General features: G+C 65.9%; 28 protein-coding genes. 14 read left to right on the forward strand and 14 right to left on the reverse strand.

The features are described from left to right. Window positions 1-283: 283 nt before the first annotated feature. The gene (locus H9654_RS06750; protein ID WP_182655452.1) at window positions 284-634 is read left to right on the forward strand and encodes a DUF3301 domain-containing protein; all 351 of its coding nucleotides are present in this window, start codon (window positions 284-286) and stop codon (window positions 632-634) included. 40 nt (window positions 635-674) lie between these two features. Here H9654_RS06750 and H9654_RS06755 read toward each other — a convergent pair whose 3' ends face one another. The 7 genes from H9654_RS06755 to H9654_RS06785 all read right to left on the reverse strand — a co-directional run bounded on the left by H9654_RS06755 (window position 675) and on the right by H9654_RS06785 (window position 6,775). After that, window positions 675-1,145, reverse strand: a complete 471-nt coding sequence (locus tag H9654_RS06755) for a ClpXP protease specificity-enhancing factor (RefSeq protein ID WP_191769993.1) — start codon at window positions 1,143-1,145, stop codon at window positions 675-677. Window positions 1,146-1,223: 78 nt separating this feature from the next. Then, window positions 1,224-1,859, reverse strand: a complete 636-nt coding sequence (locus H9654_RS06760) for a glutathione S-transferase N-terminal domain-containing protein (protein ID WP_182655450.1) — start codon at window positions 1,857-1,859, stop codon at window positions 1,224-1,226. A 162-nt stretch (window positions 1,860-2,021) separates the two neighbouring features. Then, window positions 2,022-2,771, reverse strand: coding sequence for a cytochrome c1 (locus tag H9654_RS06765; RefSeq protein ID WP_191769994.1), 750 nt, complete (start codon window positions 2,769-2,771; stop codon window positions 2,022-2,024). Then, a complete protein-coding gene (locus H9654_RS06770) occupies window positions 2,764-4,023 on the reverse strand; it encodes a cytochrome b (RefSeq protein ID WP_101100016.1) in 1,260 nt (419 codons plus the stop codon). The genes H9654_RS06765 and H9654_RS06770 overlap by 8 nt, the downstream gene beginning before the upstream one ends. Then, the gene (petA, locus tag H9654_RS06775) at window positions 4,023-4,643 is read right to left on the reverse strand and encodes a ubiquinol-cytochrome c reductase iron-sulfur subunit (protein ID WP_101100015.1); all 621 of its coding nucleotides are present in this window, start codon (window positions 4,641-4,643) and stop codon (window positions 4,023-4,025) included. Before petA ends, H9654_RS06770 begins: the two co-directional genes overlap by 1 nt. A gap of 150 nt (window positions 4,644-4,793) precedes the next feature. Continuing rightward, a complete protein-coding gene (locus H9654_RS06780) occupies window positions 4,794-5,753 on the reverse strand; it encodes a lytic transglycosylase domain-containing protein (protein WP_191769996.1) in 960 nt (319 codons plus the stop codon). 47 nt (window positions 5,754-5,800) lie between these two features. After that, window positions 5,801-6,775, reverse strand: a complete 975-nt coding sequence (locus H9654_RS06785; RefSeq protein WP_191769997.1) for a helix-turn-helix transcriptional regulator — start codon at window positions 6,773-6,775, stop codon at window positions 5,801-5,803. A 75-nt stretch (window positions 6,776-6,850) separates the two neighbouring features. Between H9654_RS06785 and H9654_RS06790 the strand changes: the two genes are divergently transcribed. From H9654_RS06790 to H9654_RS06830, 9 genes are all read left to right on the forward strand, one after another. After that, entirely contained in the window at window positions 6,851-7,471 is a 621-nt protein-coding gene (locus H9654_RS06790; protein WP_191769999.1) for a glutathione S-transferase family protein, read from the forward strand. 121 nt (window positions 7,472-7,592) lie between these two features. Next, window positions 7,593-9,014 (forward strand): tRNA (N6-isopentenyl adenosine(37)-C2)-methylthiotransferase MiaB, encoded by a 1,422-nt coding sequence (miaB, locus tag H9654_RS06795; RefSeq protein ID WP_191770001.1) that lies wholly within the window; start codon window positions 7,593-7,595, stop codon window positions 9,012-9,014. Window positions 9,015-9,241: 227 nt separating this feature from the next. Next, window positions 9,242-10,228: a PhoH family protein gene (locus tag H9654_RS06800; RefSeq protein WP_101100123.1), complete on the forward strand. Its 987-nt coding sequence runs from the start codon at window positions 9,242-9,244 to the stop codon at window positions 10,226-10,228. Then, entirely contained in the window at window positions 10,225-10,710 is a 486-nt protein-coding gene (gene ybeY / locus H9654_RS06805) for an rRNA maturation RNase YbeY (RefSeq protein ID WP_042614395.1), read from the forward strand. Before H9654_RS06800 ends, ybeY begins: the two co-directional genes overlap by 4 nt. A gap of 79 nt (window positions 10,711-10,789) precedes the next feature. Further along, window positions 10,790-10,984 carry a hypothetical protein gene (locus tag H9654_RS06810; RefSeq protein WP_042614394.1) on the forward strand — a complete coding sequence of 65 codons (195 nt, stop codon included), beginning with the start codon at window positions 10,790-10,792 and terminating at the stop codon, window positions 10,982-10,984. A 95-nt stretch (window positions 10,985-11,079) separates the two neighbouring features. Then, entirely contained in the window at window positions 11,080-11,634 is a 555-nt protein-coding gene (locus H9654_RS06815; protein WP_182655445.1) for a hypothetical protein, read from the forward strand. A gap of 110 nt (window positions 11,635-11,744) precedes the next feature. Further along, window positions 11,745-12,626 (forward strand): HlyC/CorC family transporter, encoded by an 882-nt coding sequence (locus H9654_RS06820; protein ID WP_042614392.1) that lies wholly within the window; start codon window positions 11,745-11,747, stop codon window positions 12,624-12,626. Next, window positions 12,623-13,882: a lipoprotein N-acyltransferase Lnb domain-containing protein gene (locus tag H9654_RS06825; RefSeq protein WP_191770003.1), complete on the forward strand. Its 1,260-nt coding sequence runs from the start codon at window positions 12,623-12,625 to the stop codon at window positions 13,880-13,882. Before H9654_RS06820 ends, H9654_RS06825 begins: the two co-directional genes overlap by 4 nt. Window positions 13,883-13,897: 15 nt before the next feature. Next, window positions 13,898-14,914, forward strand: coding sequence for a magnesium and cobalt transport protein CorA (locus tag H9654_RS06830; protein WP_191770005.1), 1,017 nt, complete (start codon window positions 13,898-13,900; stop codon window positions 14,912-14,914). A 68-nt stretch (window positions 14,915-14,982) separates the two neighbouring features. Here H9654_RS06830 and H9654_RS06835 read toward each other — a convergent pair whose 3' ends face one another. Then, entirely contained in the window at window positions 14,983-16,347 is a 1,365-nt protein-coding gene (locus H9654_RS06835) for an NAD-dependent succinate-semialdehyde dehydrogenase (RefSeq protein WP_191770007.1), read from the reverse strand. 282 nt (window positions 16,348-16,629) lie between these two features. On the opposite strand from H9654_RS06835, the gene H9654_RS06840 reads away from it, so the two are divergent. Next, window positions 16,630-17,019 (forward strand): MoaF-related domain-containing protein, encoded by a 390-nt coding sequence (locus tag H9654_RS06840; protein WP_191770009.1) that lies wholly within the window; start codon window positions 16,630-16,632, stop codon window positions 17,017-17,019. 47 nt (window positions 17,020-17,066) lie between these two features. Here H9654_RS06840 and H9654_RS06845 read toward each other — a convergent pair whose 3' ends face one another. Genes H9654_RS06845 through H9654_RS06855 form a run of 3 tightly spaced genes read right to left on the reverse strand, consistent with a single transcriptional unit; the run spans window position 17,067 to window position 19,953 of the window. Next, a complete protein-coding gene (locus H9654_RS06845; protein ID WP_191770011.1) occupies window positions 17,067-17,912 on the reverse strand; it encodes an ABC transporter permease subunit in 846 nt (281 codons plus the stop codon). Then, a complete protein-coding gene (locus H9654_RS06850) occupies window positions 17,909-18,820 on the reverse strand; it encodes an ABC transporter permease subunit (RefSeq protein ID WP_191770012.1) in 912 nt (303 codons plus the stop codon). Before H9654_RS06850 ends, H9654_RS06845 begins: the two co-directional genes overlap by 4 nt. Next, a complete protein-coding gene (locus tag H9654_RS06855; RefSeq protein ID WP_191770014.1) occupies window positions 18,817-19,953 on the reverse strand; it encodes an ABC transporter ATP-binding protein in 1,137 nt (378 codons plus the stop codon). Before H9654_RS06855 ends, H9654_RS06850 begins: the two co-directional genes overlap by 4 nt. Window positions 19,954-20,145: 192 nt before the next feature. Between H9654_RS06855 and H9654_RS06860 the strand changes: the two genes are divergently transcribed. Beyond that, window positions 20,146-20,616, forward strand: a complete 471-nt coding sequence (locus H9654_RS06860) for a MoaF-related domain-containing protein (RefSeq protein WP_191770032.1) — start codon at window positions 20,146-20,148, stop codon at window positions 20,614-20,616. Window positions 20,617-20,625: 9 nt separating this feature from the next. Here H9654_RS06860 and H9654_RS06865 read toward each other — a convergent pair whose 3' ends face one another. The 3 genes from H9654_RS06865 to H9654_RS06875 form a co-directional block, all read right to left on the reverse strand. Next, complete coding sequence (locus H9654_RS06865; RefSeq protein WP_191770034.1) at window positions 20,626-21,741, reverse strand: polyamine ABC transporter substrate-binding protein; 1,116 nt, start codon at window positions 21,739-21,741, stop codon at window positions 20,626-20,628. A gap of 118 nt (window positions 21,742-21,859) precedes the next feature. Continuing rightward, window positions 21,860-23,257, reverse strand: coding sequence for a glutamine synthetase family protein (locus H9654_RS06870; protein ID WP_191770036.1), 1,398 nt, complete (start codon window positions 23,255-23,257; stop codon window positions 21,860-21,862). Then, window positions 23,254-23,685 (reverse strand): gamma-glutamyl-gamma-aminobutyrate hydrolase family protein, encoded by a 432-nt coding sequence (locus H9654_RS06875; protein ID WP_191770038.1) that lies wholly within the window; start codon window positions 23,683-23,685, stop codon window positions 23,254-23,256. The genes H9654_RS06870 and H9654_RS06875 overlap by 4 nt, the downstream gene beginning before the upstream one ends. 97 nt (window positions 23,686-23,782) lie before the next feature. Here H9654_RS06875 and H9654_RS06880 point away from each other — a divergent pair, with 97 nt between their 5' ends. Together H9654_RS06880 and H9654_RS06885 are read left to right on the forward strand one after the other, a co-directional pair. Then, the gene (locus tag H9654_RS06880; RefSeq protein WP_191770041.1) at window positions 23,783-25,090 is read left to right on the forward strand and encodes an NAD(P)/FAD-dependent oxidoreductase; all 1,308 of its coding nucleotides are present in this window, start codon (window positions 23,783-23,785) and stop codon (window positions 25,088-25,090) included. Window positions 25,091-25,158: 68 nt separating this feature from the next. Further along, window positions 25,159-26,484: a GGDEF domain-containing response regulator gene (locus tag H9654_RS06885; protein ID WP_191770049.1), complete on the forward strand. Its 1,326-nt coding sequence runs from the start codon at window positions 25,159-25,161 to the stop codon at window positions 26,482-26,484. Window positions 26,485-26,597 lie beyond the last annotated feature (113 nt).

The following is a 26,597-nucleotide window of genomic DNA, read 5'->3' on the forward strand; positions in this document are numbered from 1 at the left end:
ACCATGGGTCGGCGCTACCGAGGCCACCATGGACCTGTCGAAGGCGGGGTGGGGTAGCTGTGCAGGACCGTGTTTTCGCATGGATGCGAAAAGCGAGCCTACACGGACGTACTTGCGGCGTGTCCTGCACAGCTGCCCCGCCCCGCCAGCACACAGCCCTGCAGCTGTTGACGTTGGCGTTGACGTTGACGTTGACGTTCGCCTAAAAGCCCGCGCGCAGCGCTTGAACTACGCCATCCGCTGCACCATCTTGTGGGTTCCTACTTCAATCAGTACGCCGACCATGCCCACCCTGATCCTGCTGATGATCGTCGGCGCCTGCGGCTACGCCTTCTGGAACTCGTCGCGCGCGGCGGCCGAGCGTGCCGGCGTGCTCGGGCGCAACGCCTGCAAGGCTGCCGACGTGCAGTGGCTGGACCAGAGCGTGCATGCCATCGGCCTGAAAGTGGCGCGCGGCGACGACGGGCGCCTCTGCTTCGAGCGCACCTTCAAGTTCGAATATTCGTATGACGGCATCGATCGCCATGTAGGCAGGATGGTCCTGCGTGGCGATGAGCTGGTGTCTTTCAGCGGGCCCGGCGCGGCGCGGATCAGTGCGATCCGCCCCGACGTGGATGACGCCGAAGACGTCTGAGGGCGCGAAGGGAGCGGCCATCGCCGCTCCTCCGTCAGGATTACTTCACCACGCGCAGCTGCGGACGGCCGCTCGGGCGCGGTGGCGGATTGCCGTCCGGCGGCGTGTCATCCGGCGTGCCGTCGGCATCGGCCGACACGTCTTCCAGCGTCACCTCATCCTCGGCCGTTTCCGCACCGATGATGTCGTCAGGCAGCGCCATGCCCTGCCCGGTCTCGCGCGCGTATACCGCCAACACGGCGCTGATCGGCACCTGCACCGCAAAGCTCACGCCGGAAAAACGGGCCGAGAAAGCGACCGACTCGTTGTCGATCGCCAATCCCACCACCGCCCGTTCGGCGATGTTCAACACCACGCGGCCGTCCTTGATGCTGGACGGCGGCACCTGCACGCCAGCCACGCCGGCATCCACCAGGATGTGCGGGGTCAGCTGGTTGTCATTGATCCATTCCACCAGGGCGCGCAACAGGTACGGGCGGTGGCTGGTCATCCGGAAGAATTCGTCAGTCATGCGTGAAGTGTACGCGCACGCCCCCCTGCGTGGCAGGGGAGCGGACCAAGTGTTGGGCAAACAGTCGGGAAGTGCGGGTCAGCCCGGCAGGTCGCGCAGCTTCTTTTCCTGGTCGGTCAGGCTGCGGATGAAGCCGGGATGGCGGAAGATCCGGTTGCCGTAATCCTCGATCGCCTTGCCGTCCTTCGGCAGCGGCACATCCAGCGCCTGCAGGCGCCAGATGATCGGCGCGACCGCACAGTCGGCCAGGGTCATTTCAGGATTCAGGAAGAACTTGCTGGCCTTGAACAACGGCACCGCGCTGGTCAACAGTTCCTTCAATCGCTTACGACCGGCTTCGGCCTGGGTCTTGTTGCCCAGCTGGATGGCCTGCACCTGCGGCACCCAGTCATGCTCGATGCGCAGCATCGCAAGACGGATGCGCGCTCGCGACAGCGGATCGACAGGCATCAACGGCGGATGCGGATAGCGCTCATCAAGATATTCGCTGACCACCGACGCCGCATACAGCACCAGCTCGCGCTCCACCAGAGTGGGCACGGAGTGATAGGGGTTGAGGTCGATCAGGTCTTCAGGTGGATGTTGCGGATCCACCGGCACAAAGTCATAGGTGACGCCCTTGGCCGCAAGGACCAGACGTACCCGGTGACAGAGCACATCGTCGTTCGAGGAAAACAGCGTCAGGGTATTACGCATGCGTACGCTCGCCGCCATCAAAGGCTCTCCAACGACAGGAGTCCGCCTGCCGCATCGGCGCTGCCGGACCATTTCCGACAGTCGACTCTTTCCCGAGTGTGCAACCGACGCTCACAAAAGCCAATAGGCCAAGGGTATTGGGCCATGCATCAACGCAAACGACCGCGCATGCCGCAGCCGTCAATGGACATCCTTCCAGTAATCCTTCTTCAGCAGGTACAGCAGGAAGGTCAGGAAGGCCAGGAACAGCACCACCCAGACACCCAGCTGCTGGCGCTTGAGCGCGGCGGGTTCGCCGGCGTAGGCCAGGAAGTTGGTGATGTCACGCACGGCCTGGTCGTAGTGTCCTGGATCCACATTGCCCGGCGCGCGCAGCTCCAATGCCAGCACCGGCGGATCCAGCCCCGGCGCTTCCGGCTTGCCATGCACGGCATGCTGCAGGCCCTGCATCTGCCACAGCGGATTGGGCATGGAGGCATTGGGGAACACGGTGTTGTTCCAGCCCAACGGACGGCTGCTGTCCAGGTAGAACGACTTCAGATACGTGTAGACCCAGTCCGGCCCGCGCACCCGCGAGATCAGGCTGAGATCGGGAGGCATCTTGCCGAACCATTTCTCCGCTTCGGCCTTTGGCATCGATACCGGCACCGGATCACCAATCGCCGAGCCGGTGAAGTTGAGGTTGTTCATCACCTCTTCTTCGGTCAGGCCCAGGTCGGCGGCCATGCGCGAGTAACGCAGGTATTTCAGCGCATGGCAGCTGGAGCAGTAGTTCATGTACAGCTGCGCGCCGCGCTGCAGGGACGCGCGATCACCGAGGTCGTTGCCGGCCTGCAGCATCTTCGCCGTGCCTTCGGCGGCAGCGGCCAGGCCGCTTGCCAGCAGCATCGTGGCCACCAGGGCCATCCGCACCATCCAGCGCTCAGTCATGCGTGGTCACCCTTTCCGGTACCGGCTTGGTCTTGTCCAGTCGCGTCCATATCGGCATGGTGAGGAAGAAGGCGAAATACAGGAAGGTCAGCACCCGACCCACCCAGGTTTCCCACACCGCCGTTCCCGGGCCCGAACCGATAACCCCCAGCCAGATGAAGCACACCACCAGCACGCCCAGCATCACCTTGGATATCCAGCCCCGGTAGCGCACTGATTTGACCTTGCACTTGTCCAGCCAGGGCACCAGGAACAGGATCGCGATCGCCGAGAACATCACGATCACCCCGCCCAGCTTGTTCGGGATCACCCGCAACATCGCGTAATAAGGGGTGTAATACCAGACCGGCTTGATGTGTTCGGGGGTCACCAGGCGGTTGGCCTCGGTGAAGTTGTCGTGCTCCAGGAACTGCCCGCCGAAGGCCGGTGCGAAGAAGATGATGAAGGCGGCGATGACCAGCAGGAATCCGGCCCCTACCGCATCCTTCATCGTGTAATACGGGTGGAACGGGATGCCATCGGTGGGCGCGGTCGGCGACCAGCGGTTGCCCTTCGGCCCCTTCTTGATCTCCACGCCATCGGGATTGTTCGACCCGACCTCGTGCAGAGCGCCCAGGTGCAGCACCACCAGCAGCAGCAGCACCAGCGGCAGGGCGATGACGTGCAGGGCGAAGAACCGGTTGAGCGTGGCGTCGCTGGGCAGGTAGTCGCCCATGATCCATTCGGTCAGTCCGTTGCCGATCACCGGAATGGCGCCGAACAACGAAATGATCACCTTCGCGCCCCAGAACGACATCTGGCCCCACGGCAGCACGTAGCCCATGAAGGCTTCGGCCATCAGCACCAGGTAGATCAGCATGCCGAGGATCCACACCAGTTCGCGCGGCTTCTGGTAACTGCCGTACAGCAGCCCGCGGAACATGTGCAGGTAGACCACGATGAAGAACAGCGAGGCACCGGTGGAGTGCATGTAGCGGATCAGCCAGCCCCACTCCACGTCGCGCATGATGTATTCGACCGAAGCGAAGGCTTCGGCCGCGCTGGTCTTGTAGTGCATCGTCAGGAAGATGCCGGTGACGATCTGGTTGACCAGGATCAGCATCGCCAGCGAACCGAAGTAGTACCAGATGTTGAAATTCTTCGGTGCGTAGTACTCGCTGACGTGCTTGCGATACACCGGCATCAGCCCCGGCGCGCGCGCGTTGACCCACTCGGCGACACCGCTGGCGGTGCGGGCAAGGATGTTGGCCATCAGGCAGTTCCCTCCGGGTCCACGCCGATGATCAGGGTGTTGTCATCCTGGTAGTGATGCGGCGGCACCAACAGGTTGGTCGGGGCCGGGACATCATTGAAGACCCGCCCGGACATGTCGAAGCGCGACTTGTGGCAGGGGCAGAAATAGCCGCCCTTCCACTGCGCGTCATACGGTTCGGGACGGATCTCGGCGACCATTTCCGGCGAACACCCCAGGTGCGTGCACAGCCCGACCAGCACCGATACCGCCGGCTTGATCGAGCGCAGCTCCGGGTTTTCCTTCAGCACATACTCCGGCTGCTGGTCCTTGACGCTGGATTCGGGATCCTTCAGCCGGCCGTCCAGGCCCGGCAGCGCCTCGAGCACCGCCTTGGACCGTTTGACGATCCAGATAGGCTGCCCACGCCACTCCAGGATCAGCCGTTGGCCTTCCTGCAGGGCACTGATGTCAGCGGTGATCGGTGCACCGGCCAATTTGGCACGCGCACTGGGATTCCAGGACTTGATGAAAGGAACTGCGACGAAACCGACGCCGACTGCACCGACCACCGCCGTGGTGGCAGAAAGGAAACGGCGACGTCCATGGTTCACTGGATCGTATACCCCATCGTTGGCCATCCGGCACTCCGATATTGATTAGGTAGCTTTAAGGCTGCCGGCAACCTGGTGGGGGCCAGGCCGCTTTGAATCTGAAACGAGTGTAGCGAAACGTTTGTCGCGGTCAATGTGCCAGTGCAGCAGCGCCACGCCGCTGGACCGGCCGTGCAGCTACTGGTTGCTTGCCAGCGCTCCCCGGTAGCGTTCGGCAAGCTGCCCGACCCGCTGCACGTAGTAGCGCGTTTCACTGTAAGGCGGCACGCCGCCATGCCGGTCCACGGCGCCTTCGCCAGCGTTGTAACCGGCAGCGGCAAGCGTCAGGTCGCCATTGAAGCGCTTCAACAACCACGACAGGTACTGCACGCCGCCGCGGATGTTCTGCGCCGCATCATAGGAGTCGGTGACGCCGAAGCGTGCGGCGGTCGGCGGCATCAGCTGCATCAGGCCCTGCGCGCCGGCGCGGCTGAGCGCGGTCGGGTTGTAGGCCGATTCGGCATGGATGATCGCGCGTACGATGGCTTCTTCCACGCCGTACTGGCGGGCCGCCGCGGCGATCTCCGCCTGGAAGGCGGTGGTGTTCAGACGTACCGAGCCGAAATTGACACCCGGCTGGGTGCCGCAGGCGAAACACCGCTCGATGAAGCTGTAACGGATGGTACGCACCTGTTCCAGGCTGGCGACCTGCCGCGAAGGACGTGCGCTGGTGTAATGACGCACCCCATCCTGCATGTAGGAATAGACCTGGCCGCTGACCACGCGCCCCGCCTTGTTCTGCGGCTTTGGCGCTGCGACCGGAGTCAAGGCAGGGGTGACGGAAGGTGAGGCGATCACCGCGGCGGTGGTACTGGCGACCGCCGTGGCCGCGCCCATCATTCCGACCGGGACCGCGCCGGCGGCCGGTGCTTCACGCGGAGCGGCCACCGCAACCGGCGCTGCAGGGGCCACCACCGGTCGTGGCGAGCGGCTGTCGCGGGTGTAGCTGATGACGCTGCATCGGGCCCCGGCCAACCGCTTGCTGACATAGCTGGGCACGCCGTCGGCACCGACGCACTTGTATAGATTGCCGGCACTGGCCGGCACGGCAACCAGTGCAGCAACGATGAGTGCCGCGATCCCCAAGATCCCCTTCATGGGCGCGAGTGTCCCAGCTTGTGCGGCCCTTGCCAAGCACGTTCCACTCAAACCGCGCGTGAAGATCCCGCATCGGCCATCACCGCGGCCAGCCCGTCCAGGCAGGCGACCATCTCGGCACGCAGCGCCGCAGGCGTCGTCTCGATGCGCAGGGGCCGGATGCCCAGGCTGAGGATCTGGCTGGCCAGCATCGCCGGCGTGTCGGCCCCGACGTGCAGGATGCAGTGCCCCGGACCACCTTCCTGCAGCACCCCGCACCAGGGTGGCACCTGCGGGGCCAACTGTTGGAGCGACCCGGGCAGGTGCACTTCGGCCTTGAGCACGAAGGGCGCCTGGCTGACCGCCTGGTGCACCGCCACTTCCGGGGGCACCGACAGCGCGCGACGCATGCCCTGCCCCGGCAACGACTGCAGGCCACTGATACGGTCCACGCGCAGGGTGCGCCAGTCGGCCCGGCCGTGGTCCCAGGCCAGCAGGTACCAGCAGCGGCCGTAGTTCACCAGATGCTGGGCATCGACCCGGCGATGCGTGGCTGCACCGCCATGGCTCAGGTAATCGAACGCCAGCGGCGCGGCCTGCCGGCAGGCCACCGCCAGCTTGCCCAGCAGCTGGCCGTCCACGCTTGGCTTCTGCGACAGGGTGGCGGTGGCAGCATGGATCTCGCCGGCCTGCTGGCGCCGACGGCTGGGCACCAGCGGGTCCAGCTTGGTCAGCACCGAGCGCGCGGTGTCCTCCATGCCGGCCATGCTGGAGGCCGCCGCGCGCAGCGCCAGGGCGATGGCGGTGGCCTCTTCTTCTTCCAGCAGCAGCGGCAGCAACGGTCCGCCGGCGCCCATCCGGTAGCCTCCGCCTACCCCGGAAGATGCCCGCACCGGATAGCCCAGCTCCCGCAGCCGCTGGATGTCACGGCGGACGCTGCGCCGGTCCACCTGCATCCGCTCGGCCAGTTCGCCCCCGGACCAGTGCTGGCGGGCCTGCAGCAGGGCGATCAGGCGCAACAGGCGGTGGGCGGTATGCGACATGGGCCGGGCTATCGAGGTCAGAAGTTGTCCGCGATACTGCGCCACCATGGCGGCTCATTCCACTGGAGCGCGACCATGACCACCCGCCACGTCACCCTTTACCACGCCTCCCCGTCGCGTTCGAGCGGGGTGCTGGCCCTGCTCGAAGCCCTCGGCGCGGATTACGCGCTGGAACGGCTCAGCCTGAAGGAAGGCGACAACCTGGCGCCGGCGTACCTTGCCCTCAATCCCATGGGCAAGGTGCCTGCGATCGTGCATGACGGCGTTCTGGTGACCGAGCAGGTCGCGGTTTACCAGTACCTGGCCGAGCTGTACCCGGAGGCCGGGCTGGCCCCGCCGGCAGGTGATCGGCTGCGCGGTCCGTTCCTGCGCTGGCTGGCGTTCTATGGTTCGTGTTTCGAGCCGGCGATGGTCGACAAGGCGATGAAGCGCGATCCGGCGCCTCGCGGCATGTCGCCGTATGTGGATGCGGAAACCGTGCTGGCCGTGGTGGAAGAGCAGCTGCAGCAGGGGAATTACCTGCTGGGTGAGCGCCTGTCCGCAGCGGATTTCCTGTGGGGCAGCGCGCTGGGCTGGATGAGCGGTTTCGGCCTGCTGCAGCCCGGTCCGGCGACGGCGGCGTACATCGCCCGGATGGCTGCACATCCGGCTGTTCTGCGCGGGAAAGCGCTGGACGCGGGATTTGCGGCGGGCTGAGGCCGACGCGGACGGCCCATTGCCCACGGCCCGCTGCGCTCGCCGACCATGGGTCGGCGCTACCGGGGGCTGGCTCCGGTAAACTACGGGGCCATCACCCCACCCGCCTGGATTGATCGCCATGACCGGGACGCCAGACGTCTTCCTGCCCGCCAGCCCGGGCGACACCCCCCTGTTGCCCCTGCCCGCCGGTCCGCGCAAGCCCGGCACGGTGCGCGGCAAGCTCTACATCAAGACCCACGGATGCCAGATGAACGAGTACGACTCGGCCAAGATGGCCGACGTGCTCGCTGCCAGCGACGGGCTGGAGCTGACCGATCGGCCCGAAGAGGCCGACGTGATCCTGGTCAACACCTGCTCCATCCGCGAAAAAGCCCAGGAGAAGGTCTTCAGCCAGCTCGGCAACTGGAAGGCGTTCAAGAACAACGGCCGCGACGTGATCATCGGCGTGGGCGGCTGCGTGGCCTCGCAGGAAGGTGAAGCGATCATCAAGCGCGCGCCCTACGTGGACCTGGTGTTCGGGCCACAGACCCTGCACCGCCTGCCGGAACTGATCCGCGCACGTCGCGAGCAGAACCGTCCGCAGGTCGACATCAGCTTCCCGGAGATCGAGAAGTTCGACAACCTGCCGGCCCCGCGCGCCGAAGGCGCGTCGGCGTTCGTGTCGATCATGGAAGGCTGCTCCAAGTACTGCTCGTTCTGCGTGGTGCCCTACACCCGCGGCACGGAAGTCAGCCGGCCGTTCGAGGACGTGGTGGTGGAAGTGGCCGAACTGGCCGCGCAGGGCGTGCGCGAGATCAACCTGCTCGGGCAGAACGTCAACGCCTATCGTGGCCCATACGGCGAAGGCGAGTTCGCCGACCTCGGGCTGCTGATCCGCACCATCGCCGAGATCGACGGCATCGGGCGCATCCGCTTCACCACCTCGCATCCGTTGGAGTTCAGCGATTCGCTGGTGGACGCCTTCCGCGACGTACCGCAGCTGGCCAACTTCCTGCACCTGCCGGTGCAGGCGGGCAGCGACCGCGTACTGTCGGCGATGAAGCGCGGCTACACCGCGCTGGAATTCAAGTCGAAGATCCGCAAGCTGCGCGCGGTGCGCCCGGATATCTCGATCAGCTCGGATTTCATCGTCGGTTTCCCTGGCGAGACCGAAGCAGACTTCGAGAAGACCATGAAACTGATCGAAGACATCGGCTTCGACCAGAGCTTCTCCTTCATCTATTCGCGTCGCCCCGGCACGCCGGCGGCAGACCTGGAAGACACCATCAGCGACGCGGAAAAGCACGCCCGGCTGACGCGCCTGCAGGCGCGCATCAACCAGCACGCCAGCGGAATCTCCGAGCGCATGGTCGGTACGGTGCAGTCGGTACTGGTGGAAGGTCCTTCGCGCAAGGATCCCAACGAACTGAGCGGCAAGACCGAGAACATGCGCACGGTCAACTTCGCCGCACCGCCGCGGCTGGTCGGGCAGTTCGTCGATGTGCTGATCACCGAGGCGTACGCCAATTCGCTGCGCGGACGGGTGGTGGAGCGCGCCTGAGCGGTCCAGCAGGCGGTGCGCTGGCGAGGAAATGACCAGCACCTCGCCAGCGTTGTCCTCACTGCCTTTGCGCGGCTTATCCACACCTTCTTCGCATGCCCGCCCACAGTGCCTGTGGAAAGCAGGCCAAAGCCGCGCTGCGGTGGCGGTCCGTGCATGACAGCGCTACTCTGTTGTCCCATTCCAAGCCCTGCGGCACGGTCGTCCCGGCGGTGCCGCCTGATGCAATGACCGCACTTGCCCATCGCGATTTCACCCTGTCCCCGGAAGACACCGAACGGCTTGCCAACCTGAGCGGCCCCTTCGATGGCCACCTGCGCCAGATCGAACTGAAACTCGGCGTGGAGATCGCCAACCGCGCCCACGTGTTCCGCATCACCGGACCGGCCGAAGCCGCCGCCGAAGCCCAGAAGCTGGTCGAGGCCCTGTACGAAGAGGCCGCCGAAGTCACCTTCGACAGCCAGGCCATCCACCTGCGGCTGAACCAGGCCAACGTGGAACACATCGCCGAACGCGCCTACGAGGCGCAGGACGTGGCGATCAAGGTCAAGCGCGGCACGGTACGCGGACGCGGTGCCAACCAGGCCCGCTACCTGCACCAGATCGCCGCGCATGACATCAATTTCGGCATCGGCCCGGCCGGTACCGGCAAGACCTTCCTGGCCGTGGCCAGCGCGGTGGAAGCACTGAACGAATCGCGCGTGCAGCGGCTGATCCTGGTGCGCCCGGCAGTGGAAGCCGGCGAGAAGCTCGGCTTCCTGCCCGGCGACCTTTCCCAGAAAGTCGACCCGTACCTGCGCCCGCTGTACGACGCGCTGTACGAAATGCTGGGCGTGGAAAAGGTCGTCAAACTGCTGGAAAAGAACGTGATCGAGATCGCGCCGCTGGCCTATATGCGCGGCCGCACGCTCAACGACGCGTTCGTGATCCTGGACGAAGCACAGAACACCACCATCGAACAGATGAAGATGTTCCTGACCCGGCTGGGCTATGGCTCCACCGCCGTGGTCACCGGCGACCTGACCCAGACCGACCTGCCCAAGCATGTGAAGTCTGGCCTGCGCGATGCCATCGACGTGCTGCGTGATGTCGAAGGGGTGAGCTTCACCTTCCTGGAGGCCCGCGATGTCGTGCGCCATCCGCTGGTGGCCCGTATCGTAACCGCCTATGACCGTCGCGATCTGCACGAAATCCAGCCCGGAGCCACCCCATGACCAAGGGTCCGGTCCGCCTTGATGTTGCGGTCAGCTACGCCCTGCCCCGCACCGGGCTGCCCTCGGCGGTGAGTTTCCGGAAGTGGGTGGCGGCGGCGCTGAAAGGCCGCATCCGCGAGGCGGATCTTGCCATCCGGCTGGTCGATGCCAAGGAAGGTCAATCCCTCAACCGCCACTACCGCGGCAAGGATTACGCCACCAACGTGCTCAGCTTCCCGGCCGAACTGCCCGAAGGCCTGCCGAAGGGGGTGAAATTCCCGCTGCTGGGTGACCTGGTGATCTGCGCGCCAGTGGTGGCACGCGAAGCCGACGAACAGGCCAAGGCGCTCAACGCCCACTATGCGCACCTCACCGTGCACGGGGTGCTGCACCTGCTCGGATGGGACCACGAGGACGACAAGGAAGCCGACGCGATGGAACAGCTGGAGCGCGAGATCCTGGCCGAGCTCGGCATTTCCGATCCCTATGCCGGCGAGCGCTGAATCTGTCGCTGACGGCTCTTCCGTAGGCCGTGGGGTTCGTGCTTCAATCCCGCGTCGAATTCATGCCAGGAAGGCTGTGATGCTGGAACAACGTCCGACCGCCGTCGCTCCCCTGCTGCTCGTTCTCGGCGCGGCCTGCGCGCTGGGTGCAGGCTGGCTGCCGCTCTCCCCGAACAGCGGCATGGCGGTGACCGCACTGGGTACCGTCGGCGCGGTCCTGGCAGCCGGTCCGGCCTGGCGCTGGTGGACCCGCAGCGAGCAGCGCCTGCGCTGACCGGTACAGCACGCCTGGCAGGACACCGTTGGTCGATACCGGCGTGGTGCCGCTATCATCGGGCATCCTGCCCAGCGCACGCCCGTTGATTTCCGATGACACTGCCCGCCCGCATCGCCCTGCTGATCCTGTTGCCTGCACTGCCGGCCGCCGCCGCCGGCGTGGACATTCCGGCGCTGGTCGAGTGCCGCCAGGGAATCGCCGAGCATGCCGCCCTTGGCGCTGCCACCGCCGATCCGCTGAAGGCGGTCGCACTCGGCCTGCAGCCGATGCCACAGCAGAATCAGTTCATGACCGAATTCCGCCTGGCCAACCCCGCCACGGTGTTCGGCCGGCAGACCGACCACATCGCGCTGGCCGGCGCCAGCGTCATGGCCGTGCTCGACCTGGACGATCCGCGGCCGCTGGCCGGCGAATTGAAGCTGGAGACCGCCTACGACGCAGACGGCAAGTTCATGGCCGGGCGTGAAGTAGTCAGCCGTGACACCACCGATCCGAAGACCGGTGAGCCCATGATCGAGTCGATCATCCTCAGCGTGTCCACCGTCCGCAGCCACCCCGGCCAGACCCTGGCGGGCTGCACCTACAGCCTGGACCTGCCGGCGGAAGAAGCGACTGCCCCGGCCCCGACGGCGTCCGCAGAGGGCTGAACACGGCCTTCGGGGCCGGCCCCGGGCGTCGGCGGCAGACGCGTTGCACGTCCCGCCATCCTGCTAGACTGCGTCCATCGCCCGGCCTGCCGGGTGCCTTTTTTCCCGAGATGTCTGAAGACGACAGTACAAGCTCCGCACAGGAGCACAGTGAGAAGAAACGCAGCTGGCTTGAACGCCTGGGTGCTGCGTTTTCCGGTGAACCGCATACGCGCGACCAGCTGGTTGCGGTGCTGCACACAGCACACGAAGACGGCCTGATCGCGGCCGACACCCTGCGCATGATGGAAGGTGCCATTTCGGTTGCCGACCTGACCGTGGGCGATGTCATGATCTCGCGTTCGCAGATGGTGTCGCTGCCGGTGGAGGCCCCGTTCCTGGAGCTGATGCAGCAGGTGGTCGAATCCGGCCATTCGCGCTTCCCGGTGCACGGCGACAACAAGGACGACATCCTCGGCGTGCTGCTGGCCAAGGACCTGCTGCGCGGCGTGGTCGCCGACAACGGTCCGGGCAACATCCGCGAGCTGCTGCGGCCGGCAGTACTGATCCCCGAAGCCAAGCGCCTGAACGTGCTGCTGAAGGAATTCCGCCTGTCGCGCAACCACATGGCCATCGTGGTCGACGAGTACGGCGGTGTCGCCGGGCTGGTCACCATCGAGGACGTGCTGGAACAGATCGTCGGAGAGATCGACGACGAGCACGACGAAGCCGAAGATCCCACCGCCGGCATCGCCATCCAGGCCGACGGCCAGTACGTGGTGGATGCGCTGACGGCCATCGGCGACTTCAACGAGCGCTTCGGCGCTACCTTCCCCGATGATGACTACGACACCATCGGCGGGCTGGTCACCGAAGCCATCGGCCACCTGCCGGAGATCGGCGACGAGCTGGCCCTGGACCGCTTCATGTTCCGTGTTGCCCGTGCCGACGCCCGTCGCGTGCAGGCTTTCCACGTGACCGTGCTGCCGGCGGACGAGCAGGAAAACGCTTGAACCTTCGCACTGGAACGCTGCTGAGCTGCTGGCTGGCGGTACTGTTGTTGGCCGGCCTGCTGGGCCTGCCCATGCAGGCACTGGCGCAGCAGCCCGCGGCCGAGTCGGTTGCCAGCGCAGCAACCGACCCCGCGGTACCGCGCATCGGCGTGGTCACCATGCAGCCGGGCACGATCTTCTTCGAGCGCTTCGGCCACGATGCGATCGTGGTCGTCGACCCGGTCAGCGGCGCCGCCACCTCGTACAACTTCGGCTACTTCGACCCCGGTGAGCCTGATTTCGTCAGCCGCTTCGTGCGTGGCGAAATGATGTATTACCTGGTCGCGTTGCCGCTGGAGCAGGACCTGGGCTACTACGACCAGGCCGGCCGCGGCGCCAGCGTGCAGTGGCTCGACCTGGACCCGGCGCAGGCGCGTGCACTGGCCGCCGACCTGGCCGAGCGTGCCAAGCCGGAGAACGCGCGCTACCGCTACGACTACTACACCGCCAACTGCGCCACGATGGTGCGCGACACGCTGGACAAGGCGCTGGGCGGCGGCCTGCACGCGCAGCTGTCGGGCCGTTCGCGCGGCAACACCTACCGCAGCGAATCGGTGCGTCTGGCATCGCCCGCACCGTGGATGTGGCTCGGCTTCGACCTGGGCCTGGGCCCGTTCGCTGACCAGCCGCTGTCGCGTTGGCAGGAGGCCTTCGTGCCGATGCGGCTGGCCGATGCGCTGCGCCAGGCACGAAACAGCGAAGGGCGTCCACTGGTGCAGTCCGAACAACAGTTGCTGGCCCACCGCATCGATGCCGAACCGGCTGAACGCGCGCGTGCCTGGTGGCCGTGGCTGGCACTCGGGCTCGGGCTGGGCGCCGGGGTGATCGCGCTGCGTCGGCGGCCGCGCCTGCTGGCCGCGCTGGCGCTGCCGTTCTGGACCTTCAGCACAATCGCCGGCGGCCTGCTGGTGTTCCTGTGGGGCTTCAGCGACCACCACGCCGCGTGGGCCAACCGCAACCTGCTGCAGCTTTCACCGCTGTGCCTGCTGCTGCTGCCCGGCGCCGTCGCGCTGCTGCGCCGTCGCGCTCCCGGCCGCCTGTTCCGCATCACCCTGTGGAGCGTGGCGATGCTGTCAGTGGCGGGATTGGTACTGCATTGGCTCAGCCTGCAGGCGCAGTACAACATCCAGTGGATCGTGCTGCTGCTGCCCGTGCACGCCGCGCTGGCCTGGGTGCTGGGCCGACGCCTGCCGCGATTGGCGCTTCACGCACACTGACGCAGGATACGTGGCATGACCCTGCCTGATACCACCGGCCCCGCCCCACACAACCCCGCGTGCGTCATCAACTGTGTCCATTATGACGATGATGGCAAACGCCATGACATCAGCCTGGATGCGATCAGCGACGTAATCGCCAGTGGCAACGGCTTCGTATGGGTCGGCCTGTACGATCCGGCCGATCCGGTCCTGTTGAAACTGCAGGAGGAATTCGGCCTGCACGACCTGGCCATCGAAGACGCGCGCAACGCACACCAGCGGCCGAAGGTGGAAACCTACGGCAACTCGATGTTCGTGGTGGTCACCACCGCGCAGATGGTCGACGAGCGCATCCAGTACGGCGAAACCCATGCTTTCGTCGGGCCTCGCTTCCTGGTCACCGTGCGGCATGGCGCGTCGCTGTCCTATGCACCGGTGCGCGCACGCGTGGAGCGCGAGCCGCACCTGCTGAAGATGGGCCCCTCCTATTGCCTGTACGCGGTGCTGGACTTCGTGGTCGACAACTACCTGCCGATCACCAACCGCTTCCGCGATACGCTGGAGCTGCTGGAAAAAGATATCTTCGCCGAGAACTACAAGCGCAGCACCGTGGTGCGCCTGTACGAACTCAAGCGCGAGCTCAACAAGATGCGCATGGCAGTGGCTCCGCTGCAGGACGTACTGTCTGCGCTGAGGCGCTATCCCGCTGAAACCGGGCTGGTGCCCGATGAGGTCAAGCTGTACATCCGCGACGTGCATGACCATGCGGTGCGGATCAGCGATGTGATCGATACGCTGCGCGAGATGCTGGGCACCGCGCTCAGCGTCAACCTGTCACTGGTCACGCTGGCCCAGGGCGAAACGGTCAAGCGCCTCGGCGCCTGGGCCGCCCTGCTGGCGGCACCGACGCTGATCACCAGCTGGTACGGCATGAACTTCACCCACATGCCCGAGCTGGATCAGCCGTGGGCCTACCCGGCGATGATCATCGGCGTCGGCGCGGTCTGCGTGGGCCTGTTCCGGCTGTTCAAACGCGTGCGCTGGCTGTAATCGGTAGCGCCGCGCCATGCGCGGCGGATCACTCGACGCCGCGCATGGCGCAGCGCTACCGGCGCTGCTCAGGCGACGTAGATCGTCTTGATGTTCATGAACTCATGGATGCCGTGCTCGGCCAGTTCGCGGCCGAAACCGGACTCCTTGCTGCCGCCGAACGGCAGCCGCACGTCGCTCTTGACGATGGAATTGACGAATGCCGCGCCGCACTCCATCTGTTGCGCGAACGCTTCGCCACGCGCCGCATCGGTGGTCCACACGCTGCCACCCAGCCCGAAGCGGGTATCGTTGGCCACCCTCAGGGCGTCCGCTTCGTCCTTCACCCGGATCACCGCGGCAACCGGGCCGAACAGCTCCTCATCATAGGCCGGCATGCCCGGCCCGACCTGGTCCAGCACGGTTGCCGGATACCCTGCGTGGCTGCCAGCCACCGGCTCACCACCGGCCAGCACCCGCGCGCCCTTGGCAACGCTGGCCTGGACCTGCTTGTGCAGTTCATCGCGCAGGTCGGCCCGCGCCATCGGCGCCAGCGTGGTCCGCGCGTCGGCAGGATCGCCATATCGACGCTCGCCGGCTGCGGCGACGAAGCGTTCGGTGAAAGCATCAGCCACCGCCTCGACCACGATGAACCGCTTGGCCGCGATGCAGGTCTGTCCGCTGTTGTCGAAGCGGGACTTCACCGCCGCCTCGACCGTCTTGTCCAGGTCCGCGTCATCGAGCACGACGAAGGCATCGCTGCCGCCCAGTTCCATCACGCACTTCTTCAGGACGTCACCGGCGGTGGCGGCGATCGAGCGCCCTGCCCGCTCGCTGCCGGTCAGGGTGACTGCTTTCACCCGGCGGTCGCGCAGCACCTCGGCGGCCTGGTCGTTGTCGATATGCAGCACATCGAACACGCCATCGGGCAGGCCACCGGCGCGCACCACCTCGTTGATCAGGTCCGCGCATTGCGGCACGTTGCTGGCGTGCTTGAGCAGGGCCACGTTGCCGGCCATGAACGCAGGCGCGAGGAAGCGGAATACCTGCCAGATCGGGAAGTTCCACGGCATCACCGCGAACACGCAACCGATCGGCTCGTAGCGCACGTAGCTGCGCTGCGCCTCGGTATCGATCAACTGCGGCTTCAGGTAGTCGGCAGCATGGTCGGCGTAGTACTCGCAGGCGGCCGCGCATTTTTCCACTTCCGCCAGCGCCTCGGCCTTCAGTTTGCCCATCTCGCGGGTCATCGCGTCCTGGATGTCGTCCTTGCGGGCGCGCAGCTGGGCACCAATGCCGCGCAGCACCTTCGCGCGTTCCTGCAGGGACGTGGCGGACCACGCCGGAAAGGCGCTGGCCGCAGCCTGCAGGCGCTGTTCGATCCCGGCCTTGTCCAGCAGCTCATGGCGATAGTCCACGCGGCCGGTGGTGGGATTGACGATCTCGACGGTCATGGAGGGCTCCTGTAAGTCAGGCCTCCATTCTGCGCCGCCCAACGTGAGCCGGATGTTGCCGGACCAGCACCCTCGGCAGCCGACGGAGAAACCGGATGTCGCTCCCCTCTACCAGCCCGGGGTAAGACGGGCACATTGCACCAGCCGTCAATCCCCGACCGGCTTCCCTCTTACGGCGCTGGGCCCATGCGGTGAAACTTCCTCTGCGCCAGCCCTCACGCCAGCGCCATCCACGGCCTTCAAACAGGCCCACAAGGAAACGTCGTGTACAGGAAGATCATCATGAGCACACTGCTGGGGTTGACCGCCGCCGCCGCCCTGGCCAGTCCCACGCCGCAGACGCATCCGGACCATCCGTACCCCGGCATCGGCAGGGTCGTGGAGGTGGATTTCGGCGAGAATGCCTACGAACTGCGGTTCGAAGAAGATGGCCGCACCATGACCTATGTCGGCATCCGCGGTCCCGAGCAGGGCGAGACCGAAACCGTTGAATACACCGCCATCGCCACTGCGCCGGACCATTATCTTCTCTACTGGATCGAGCCGGTCCATCGGGCGACGGTCGCGCAGGTCCAGGACTGGTTCGAAGACCGCGTCTACACCAACATCACCAGCGAAGGACTGGAGTTCACCAACCTGAGCGGAACGCTGCGCGACAAGGGGCCTCTCTGACCGGCTGAGCCTGCCGGCGTCGGGTGCCTGCTGCGCACCCGATACCCTCAGCCGTTGTCCTGGCGCGCCAGCAACAGGTCGCGCTGGCGGCGTTTTTCGCCGCGCGCGGTGACATACCAGCCGATCACCGCGGCCACCGCCACCGCCGATACCATCAGCGTGGCCAGTGCGTTGATCTTCGGGCTGATGCCCATGCGCACCGAAGCAAAAACCTTCATCGGCAACGTCGTCGAACTGGGCCCCGCCACGAAGCTGGCGATCACCACGTCGTCCAGCGACAGGGTGAAGGCCAGCAGCCAACCAGCCAGCAGCGCCGGGGCGATGATCGGCAGGGTGATCTTCAAGAACACGGTCAGCCGGCTGGCGCCCAGGTCCATCGCGGCCTCTTCCAGGGATATGTCCAGCTCCTGCAGCCGCGAAGACAGCACCACCGTCACGAAGGACAGGGTGAAGGTCACGTGGGCGATCCAGATGGTGGCCGCGCCCCGTGCCGGGAACCCGGGAATGCCGCCCATCGACACCAGCAGGGTCATCAGTGAAAAGCCCAGGATCACATCCGGCATCACCAGCGGCGCGGTGATCAACGCACTGAAGGCGGATTTGCCACGGAAGTGCCGGAAGCGGGTCAACACCATGGCCGCCATCGTGCCCAGCACGGTGGCCGCACAGGCGGTCCAGAACGCCACTTTCAGGCTCATCCACAGCGCATCCATCAATGCGCGGTCGTTGAACAGTTCGCCATACCAGCGTGTGGAAAAACCGGCCCAGACCGTGGCCAGCCGTGAGCTGTTGAAGGAGAACACCATCAGCAGCAGGATCGGCAGGTACAGGAAGGCAAAGCCCAGCGCCAACGCGCCCCAGCCCATCCAGCGGTAACCGCGCAGGGTGCTCATGCCTGCTTTCCTTCCAGCACACGCTGCTGGGACCGGTTGAACAGGAAGATCGGTACCAGCAGCAGCAACAGCATCACCACCGCCACCGCCGAGGCCACCGGCCAGTTGCGGTTGTTGAAGAACTCGCCCCACAGCACGCGGCCAATCATCAGTGTGTCCGGTCCACCGAGCATTTCGGGAATCACGAATTCGCCCACCGCCGGGATCATCACCAGCATGCAGCCGGCGATGATGCCGGCCCTGGACAGCGGCAGGGTGATGCGCAGGAAGGCCTGCCACGGCTTGGCGCCGAGGTCGTAGGCGGCCTCCAGCAGGCGCTGGTCGTGCTTGACCAGGTTGGCATACAGCGGCAGCACCATGAACGGTAGATAGCAGTACACGATGCCGATGTAGGCTGCGGTCGGGGTGTACAGGATCTGCAGCGGCTGGTCGATCAGACCGATCTTCAGCAGCAGCTGGTTGAGCAGGCCGTTGCGGTCCAGGATGCCGATCCAGGCGTACACGCGGATCAGGAAGGAGGTCCACGACGGCAGCACCACCAGCATCATCATGATGTTGCGTGTGGAGGGCTTCATGCGCGCGATGGCATAGGCCATCGGATACCCGATCAGCAGGGTCAGCACGGTGGAAATGGCAGCGATCCTGAACGAGCTGACATAGGCCAGCACGTACTGCTGGTCGCGCACCAGCTGCAGGTAGTTTTCCAGGTTCAGCTTCAGCGCAAGCGCGCCATCCACGTACTGCAGCAGCCAAGTGTACGGCGGCGAACCCACCCGGGTATGCGCGAAGGAGATCATCAGGATGATCACGAACGGCACCGCGAAGAACAGCAGCAGCCACAGGTACGGTACGCCCACCACCGCATCGCGCAGTCCCGGCATCCAGCGCTTGCGCACTGCCCCGCTCATGAGGTCAGCACCACGCCGTCGTTGTCGCGCCAGTGCACCCACACCTCATCGCCCCAGGTCAGGCCATCGCTGGCCCAGCGCTGCGAATTGGCGAAGTTGGCCATCACCCTGGCCCCGCTGGGCAGGCGCACGTGGTACACCGAATGGCTGCCGAAGTAGGCGATGTCCTCGATCACGCCCTGGGCCTTGTTGGTATGCCCTTCCGGCTCGTCCTTGCCGATCATGATCTTCTCCGGTCGTACCGCGAAGGCGACCGGCTGGCCTTCGTAGCAGGTGATGCCGTGGCCGATGTAGATCGGCGCGGGAAACGCCGGCGAGCGCACGGTGACGTACTCCGGCAGGTCCTCGTCGATCACCCCTTCAAACGAATTCACCGAGCCGATGAAACCGGCAACGAAGCGGTTGGCCGGTTGCTCGTAGACATCCTCCGGCTTGCCCACCTGCTGGATCCAGCCGGCGTCCATCACCGCGATGCGGGTGGCCATGGTCATCGCCTCTTCCTGGTCGTGGGTGACCATCACGCAGGTCACCCCGGAGGTTTCGATGATGTTGACCAGCTCCAGCTGCATCTGCGAGCGCAGCTTCTTGTCCAGCGCACCCATCGGTTCGTCCAGCAGCAGCAGCTTGGGCCCCTTGGCCAGCGAACGGGCCAGCGCCACGCGCTGCTGCTGGCCACCGGACAGCTGGTGCGGCCGGCGCTTGGCCAGCTGGGTCATGTGTACCAGCTCGAGCATTTCACCCACCCGGCGGCGTATCGCGTCATTTGCCAGCCCATCCTGCTTCAGTCCGAAGGCGATGTTCTGCTCCACGCTCATGTGCGGGAACAGCGCGTAGGACTGGAACATCATGTTGACCGGACGCTTGTACGGCGGCAGCGCAACCAGCGGCTGGCCATCGAGCACGATGCTGCCCTTGGTGGGCGTTTCGAACCCGCCCAGGCAACGCAGCAGCGTGGATTTGCCACTGCCCGAGCCACCCAGCAGCGCGAAGATCTCGCCCTTGCGCACGTCCAGGTTGACGTCGTCGACCGCGACGAAACCGTCGAATTCCTTGCGCAGGTCACGGATGGACAGGTAGCCGGGCTCGCCGTGGGTATCGGCGACGACGGCTTCCGGCAGGGCTTCAGCGGGCATGGGGGGCTCCGGGAGCGGATGGTGGACAGCGGCGCCATTCTAGCCATGCCCGTGCCGAAGCGACATGACGGCAGTTGGCGGCCGGCGGCGCACCACTGCGGCGCGTCGCGGTCCGCTCTTACCCTGCGCACGATGGACAGGCACGCTCATCCCATAACCTGCACCGCAGTCCCCGAAGCCGAGACCCCTTCCATGCGCACCCTCCGCCCCTTCGCCGCCCTGATCCTCGCCTGCGCACCGCTGGGTGCCTGGGCCTGCAGCCCCACCGGCTACCCCGGAACCGGCCAGACCATGCTGTCGGACTTCGACAACGGCGCCTTCCTCATCCATTTCCACGACGACGGCTGTACGGCCAGCTTCTGGGGAGTCAGCGGTGATGCAATCGGCAACGACAACACCGTGGAGTACGCGTACACGCCCATGGGCGCCGGCCTCCACAGGCTCACCTGGGTGGCATTCAAGCCGGAGAAAGTGGTGTTCGCCAACGTCGTGCACATACAGAACTGGAACACCTGCATGGTCTATAGCAGCTTGAGCAAACCGGATATGACGTTCGTGCACTGGCAAGGTCCGCAGATCCGCAACTGGGACAGCACGTCCGACTCCGTCGCCTGCCCCGGCACCCGCATGCCCCCGCCCGAAGGCGGGGATCTGGCCGGCTGACCGCACCGATCAACGGCCGGTTTTGATTTCCGTCCACAAGCGGGTGTACAGCTTGTCGGTTTCCGGGGTGTTGATCGAATAGGTGAACATCTTCTCCGCCACGTCTGCCGGCGGGTAGATGGTCGGATCGGTACGGATCGCCTCGTCCACCAGCGGCGTCGCCTCGCTTACCGGGTTGGCGTAGTGGATGAAGTTGGTGTTGGCCGCGGCGACCTTCGGTTCCAGCAGGTAATTGATGAACTGGTAGGCGGCTTCCGGGTTCTTGGCATCTTTCGGGATGGCCAGCATGTCGAACCACTGCGGCGCCCCTTCGCGCGGGATCGAATAGGCCACGTGCACACCGTTGGCCGCTTCTTCGGCGCGGTCACGCGCCTGGATGATATCGCCCGACCACCCCACCACCAGGCAGGTGCCGCCGTTGGCCAGCGAGCCCACGTACTGTGAGGAGTGGAAGTTCTGCACGTACGGGCGGATCGACTTCAGCAGCTCGCCAGCCTTCTGGATATCGGCCGGATTGTTGCTGTGCGGGTCCAGGCCCAGGTAGTGCATGGCCACCGGAATCATGTCGGCCGGGGTGTCCAGCAGGGTCACGCCGCAGTCCTTCATCCTGGCGATGTTTTCCGGCTTGAACACCAGGTCCCAGCTGTTGGCGATGTCGGCGCTGCCGCCGAAACGTTCCTTCAGCATGTCCACGTTGTAGCCGATGCCGGTGGTGCCGATCATGTACGGCACGCCGTACTTGTTGCCCGGGTCCTGGGTGGCGATGCGCTCCATCACCTTCGGGTCGAGCTTGGCCAGGTTGGGGATCTTCGCCTTGTCCAGCGGCAGGAACACGCCGGCCTGGATCTGCCGGCCGAAGAAGTTCAGCGTCGGCACCACCACGTCGTAGCCGCTGTTGCCGGCCAGCAGCTTGGTTTCCACCATCTCGTCACTGTCGAACACATCGTAGGTGACCTTGACCCCGCTCTGCTTTTCGAACTCCGGGATGGTGTCTTCGGCGATGTAATCGCTGTAGTTGTAGACGTTCAGGACCTTGCTGTCCTGCGCGGTGCCGCTGCCACCACCGCCACCACAGGCGGCAAGCAGGGCGGCGGAAAGGCCGAGGGTCAGGGTACGCAGCTTCATGGGAGGGGGCTCCATAGCGGGGTGGGGGCCGATGCCGGCCTGCAGACGGCTGCCAGCCTAACGCCGCAGCGCCGGAACGGGTAGCGCCGAGCCATGCTCGGCCGAATGTATCCACTGTCTAGACATTCAGCAGCAGGAACTCGCGTTCCCACGAACTGATGACCCGGAAGAAGGTCTCGTATTCCTTGCGTTTCACCGAAATATAGGCCCTGCAGAAGCGCTCGCCGAGCAGCGCCTGCAGTTCGGCGCACTGCTCCAGCCCATCCAGTGCCTCGCCCAGTGATCGCGGCAGGTCGTAGCCCAGTTCCTTGGCGCTGCCACTGATCGGTGCATCCGGTGCCAGCTGTCCACGCAGGCCCAGCAGCCCGCAGGCCAGGGTGGCCGCCATCGCCAGGTACGGATTGGCATCGGAACCGGCAAAGCGGCTTTCCACCCGCATGTTGTCCGGCGTATCCATCGGCACGCGCAGGCCGCAGGTGCGGTTGTCGAAGCCCCAGTGCACGTTGCTCGGCGACACCTCGCCGAATACCAATCGCCGATAGGAGTTCACGTTGGGCGCGAAGAACGCCATCGCCTGCGGCGCGAACTTCTGCAGCCCGCCCAGGTAATGCCCGAACACCGGACTGAACTCCCCTTCCCCATCGCCATCGCCAGCGAACACATTGGCTCCGTCGTTGATCCGCAGCAGGCTCTGGTGGATGTGCATGGCACTACCTGGCTCGTTTTCCATCGGCTTGGCCAGGAACGTGGCATACACCCCGTGGCGCATGGCCGCCTCGCGCATGGTGCGCTTGAACAGGAACACCTGGTCGGCCAGGTTCATCGCGTCAGCATGGGTGAAATTGACTTCCAGCTGCGCCGCGCCGGATTCGTGGATCAGCGTATCCACGTCCAGCTTCATCGCATCGGCGTAGTCGTACATCAGGTCCAGGATCGGATCGAACTCGTTCACTGCATCGATGGAATAGGACTGCCGCGCGGTCTCCGGGCGCCCGGAGCGACCGGCCGGCGGCAACAGCGGGAAGTCCGGATCGGTGTTCTTCTGCACCAGGAAGAACTCCAGCTCCGGCGCCACCACCGGGCGCAGGCCCAGCTCCGTGTAGGCATCCAGCACGCGGCGCAGCACGTTGCGCGGCGCCAGTTCGTGCGGCTGGCCGTTCTTGGTGTAGCAGTCGTGGATGATCTGCGCGGTGGGATCGGTAGCCCACGGCACCATGCGCACCGTCTCCGGATCCGGGCGCAGCACCATGTCCGAATCCGAAGGCGAAGTCAGTTCGTAGTAATCATCCGGATAGTCACCGGTGACGGTGGTAGCGAAGATACCCTCCGGCAGACGCGTGCCGTAATCGTGGGAGAACTTGTCGGCCGGGATGATCTTGCCGCGCGCGATGCCGGTGATGTCCGGTACCAGGCACTCCACTTCGGTGATGCGGCGGTCCTTCAGCCAGCGCAGCAGGCTGCTTTCCTGCGCATCTTCCTCCGTTGGCATCCTGCGCGTGCGGCTGTCGGTACTCATGCGGAATCCTGTTGAAATCGTTGTCGCTGCCGGCAAGCTTGGCCGAACGCATGCAACACAGCGTGATAGAAGGGATTGTGGGTGACGCGCCCCACCGGATGCCACGGCACGCCCGGCACGAAGCAATGCCCACGGCTGCGGGCGGCTTCGACCAGGCCCTCGTCGGCATGCGCTTCGGCCAGCAGGCCGTCAGCCACGGCGTCGATTCCCTGGCCGTGTACCGGATTGACCACGGCAGAACGCCCGCCGTGCCACTGCGCCAGCCAGCCGCCCGCGGCCAGCGGCGGCTGCAGCGAGGGCAGCAGCACCGGGGTGACCACAGCGGCATCCAGCAGCGCGCGCACATACTTCCCGCCGGCCATCGCGAAGCGACGATGGCCCTGCAACGTGCTGTCGGTCGGCAATCCCACGAGGGGCGGAAGGCGCATGCGAAGGTCCTCGGCGCTGCGCACACGGTAACCCCGGCAGATGACCGCAGCAACCTTACCGGCAGTCACACCATCACCGTGGCAACTGCGCCAGACTATGCCCATGGACCCCACGCACGCCCTGCGCGAAGACCCTGCCCTGCCGCCCAGCTGGTATGCCGCCAGCGTACGACCCCGCGCCCCGCTGCCGGCGCTGGACGGCGATGTCCACGTTGACGTGGCGATCCTCGGCGCCGGCTACACCGGGCTTTCGGCGGCCCTGGAACTGGCGCGCCGTGGTCTGCGCGTGGTGGTGCTGGAAGCCTGCCGGATCGGCTGGGGGGCCTCCGGCCGCAATGGTGGTCAGGCGCTGGTCGGCTATGGCTGCGAGGTGGACGTGCTGGAAAAGCAGGTCGGCGCGGAAGACGCACGCACCCTGTTCGACTACTCCCGCCAGGGCGTGCAGCTGCTGCGCGATCGCATCGACCAGCACCGGATCGACTGCCATTGGGTGTCCGGCCATGCCAACGTACCGATCACCACGCGACAGTCGCAGGCGCTGCAGCGCGACGCGGAACGGCTGACCACCCATTACGACTACCCCATGCAGTGGTGGGACCGCGCTACCCTGCGCGCGCAGCTGGACAGCCCGCGCTACCAGGGCGCGATGTTCGACCCGCTGAGCGGCCACCTGCATCCGCTGGCCTACGCGCAGGGGCTGGCCGATGCCGCGATCGCCGCCGGCGCGGTGATCCACGAACACACGCCCGTGCTGGAACTGCAGCGCACGCCGCGCCCTGCCCTGCGCACCGCCACCGGCACCGTGCACGCCGCCCACGTGCTGCTGGCCGGCAATGCCTGGCTGGAAGGCATCGCCCCGGAACTGGAGCGCCACGTGATGCCGGTCGGCACCTATGTCGGTGCCACTCCGGTGCTGGGCGAAGCGCGCGCGCGGTCGCTGATCCGAAACAACATGGCCGTGTCCGATACCGGGCTGGTGCTGGACTATTTCCGGCTCAGCCACGACCACCGCGTGCTGTTCGGCGGCGGCGCCAGTTACTCGTCGCGGCCCCCGGCCGGCCTGGACGCGGTGATGCAGCGACGCCTGTGGCAGGTGTTCCCGCAGCTGCACGGCGTGCCGCTGGACTACCTGTGGGGCGGCTACGTGGACATCACTCCCAGCCGCGCCCCGCACTGGGGCCGGCTGACCCCGGACATCTACTTCGCGCAGGGCTTTTCCGGGCATGGGGTGGCCTCGGCCAACCTGGCCGGGCAGGTCATCGCCGAAGCCATCGCCGGCCAGGCCGGACGGCTGGACGTATTCGAGCGCCTGCCGCACCGGCCCTTCCCCGGCGGACGCCTGCTGCGCACCCCGTTGCTGGTCGCCACGATGGCATTTGTAAAGCTGCGCAATCTAATTTGGTGACGCAGTTCAAGTTTTCAGAGGAGCGGCCGATAGCCTTGAAGACCCAGCCCGTTCCGAGCGCACGCCTCATGCCCGCCTTGCTGCAGGGCGCTTTCGTAAGCGACCCCGGTGTTGACCCCCTGCCCCAGCGCATCCTGCTGGTGGAGAATTCGCGAACCTTCACCACCCTGGTGCGTGAAGCCATCGAACAGCGCCTGGAGCTGAAGGTGACGGTGGCTTCGACCCTTGCCGAAGCCGGCGGCCTGCTGGAGCAGGAACAGGGCTGGTTCCTGGTGCTGACCGGGCTGGTGCTTGCCGATGGCGACCGCGAAGCCGTGGTGGATTACTTCGTCTCCCGCGGCCTGCCGACGGTGGTGGTCAGCGGGGTGTATGACGAAGACGTGCGCCGCCGCGTGCTGGAACAGAAAGTCATCGATTACGTGCTGAAGAACACGCCGGGCAGTGTGGACTACCTGGTGTGGCTGGTGCAGCGGCTGGACCGCAACCGCCGCATCGCCGCGCTGGTGGTGGATGATTCGCCGTCCGCGCGTGCCTATGCCGCCGCCCTGCTGCGCATGTACGGCCACCCGGTGTATGAGGCCGCCGACGGTGAAAAAGGACTGGCAGCGATCGATGCACATCCGTCCATCCGGCTGGCCGTGGTGGACCAGGAAATGCCCGGCATGCAGGGCGTGGAATTCACCCGACGGCTGCGCATGCAGCGTTCGCGCGACAAGGTGGCGGTGATCGGCCTGTCCGGCAATACCGATGCCTCGCTGATTCCCCGTTTCCTGAAGAACGGCGCCAACGACTTCCTGCGCAAGCCTTTCTCGCGCGAAGAATTCTTCTGCCGCGTCTCGCAGAACGTGGACCAACTGGAACTGATCGGCACCCTGCAGGACCTGGCCACGCGCGATTTCCTGACCGGCCTGCCCAACCGCCGCTGCTTTCTGGAACACAGCCAGCGCCAGTTGCAGGGCGTGCAGCAGCAGGACGACTGGATCGCGGTGGCGATGGTGGACATCGACCACTTCAAGCACATCAACGACACCTTCGGCCACGACGGCGGCGACGACGCGCTGCGTGCCTGCGCCGATACCGTGGCCACGCACGCGCGCAGCGGCGATCTGGTCGCCCGCTTCGGGGGTGAAGAGTTCTGCCTGATGGTGCCCGGGCTGGCGCCGGACGAAGCGGTGGAGTACTTCGAAACCCTGCGCCAGAGCATCGCCGCGCTGCAGGTTCCCATCGCCGGCACCGCGCTGCGCATGACCGTCAGCATCGGCCTGTGCTGCATCCGCCCCCAGCATGACAGCCTGCACGAACTGATCACCGAAGCCGACCGCCAGCTGTACCTGGCCAAGGCCGGCGGCCGCAACCGGGTCTGCAGCGCCGCACTCGCCGCCACTGCCGCCTGACCTCTGCCCTGGTGGGTGACGACCGTTGGTCGTCACGCTGTTACCTCGGCGGCGTCCGGCGCGGACCGCGATGCCTGGAACATTCCGCCGAGCATGGCTCGGCGCTACCGGCC

It is taken from the genome of Stenotrophomonas lacuserhaii (assembly GCF_014836545.1).
Taxonomy (GTDB): domain Bacteria; phylum Pseudomonadota; class Gammaproteobacteria; order Xanthomonadales; family Xanthomonadaceae; genus Stenotrophomonas; species Stenotrophomonas lacuserhaii.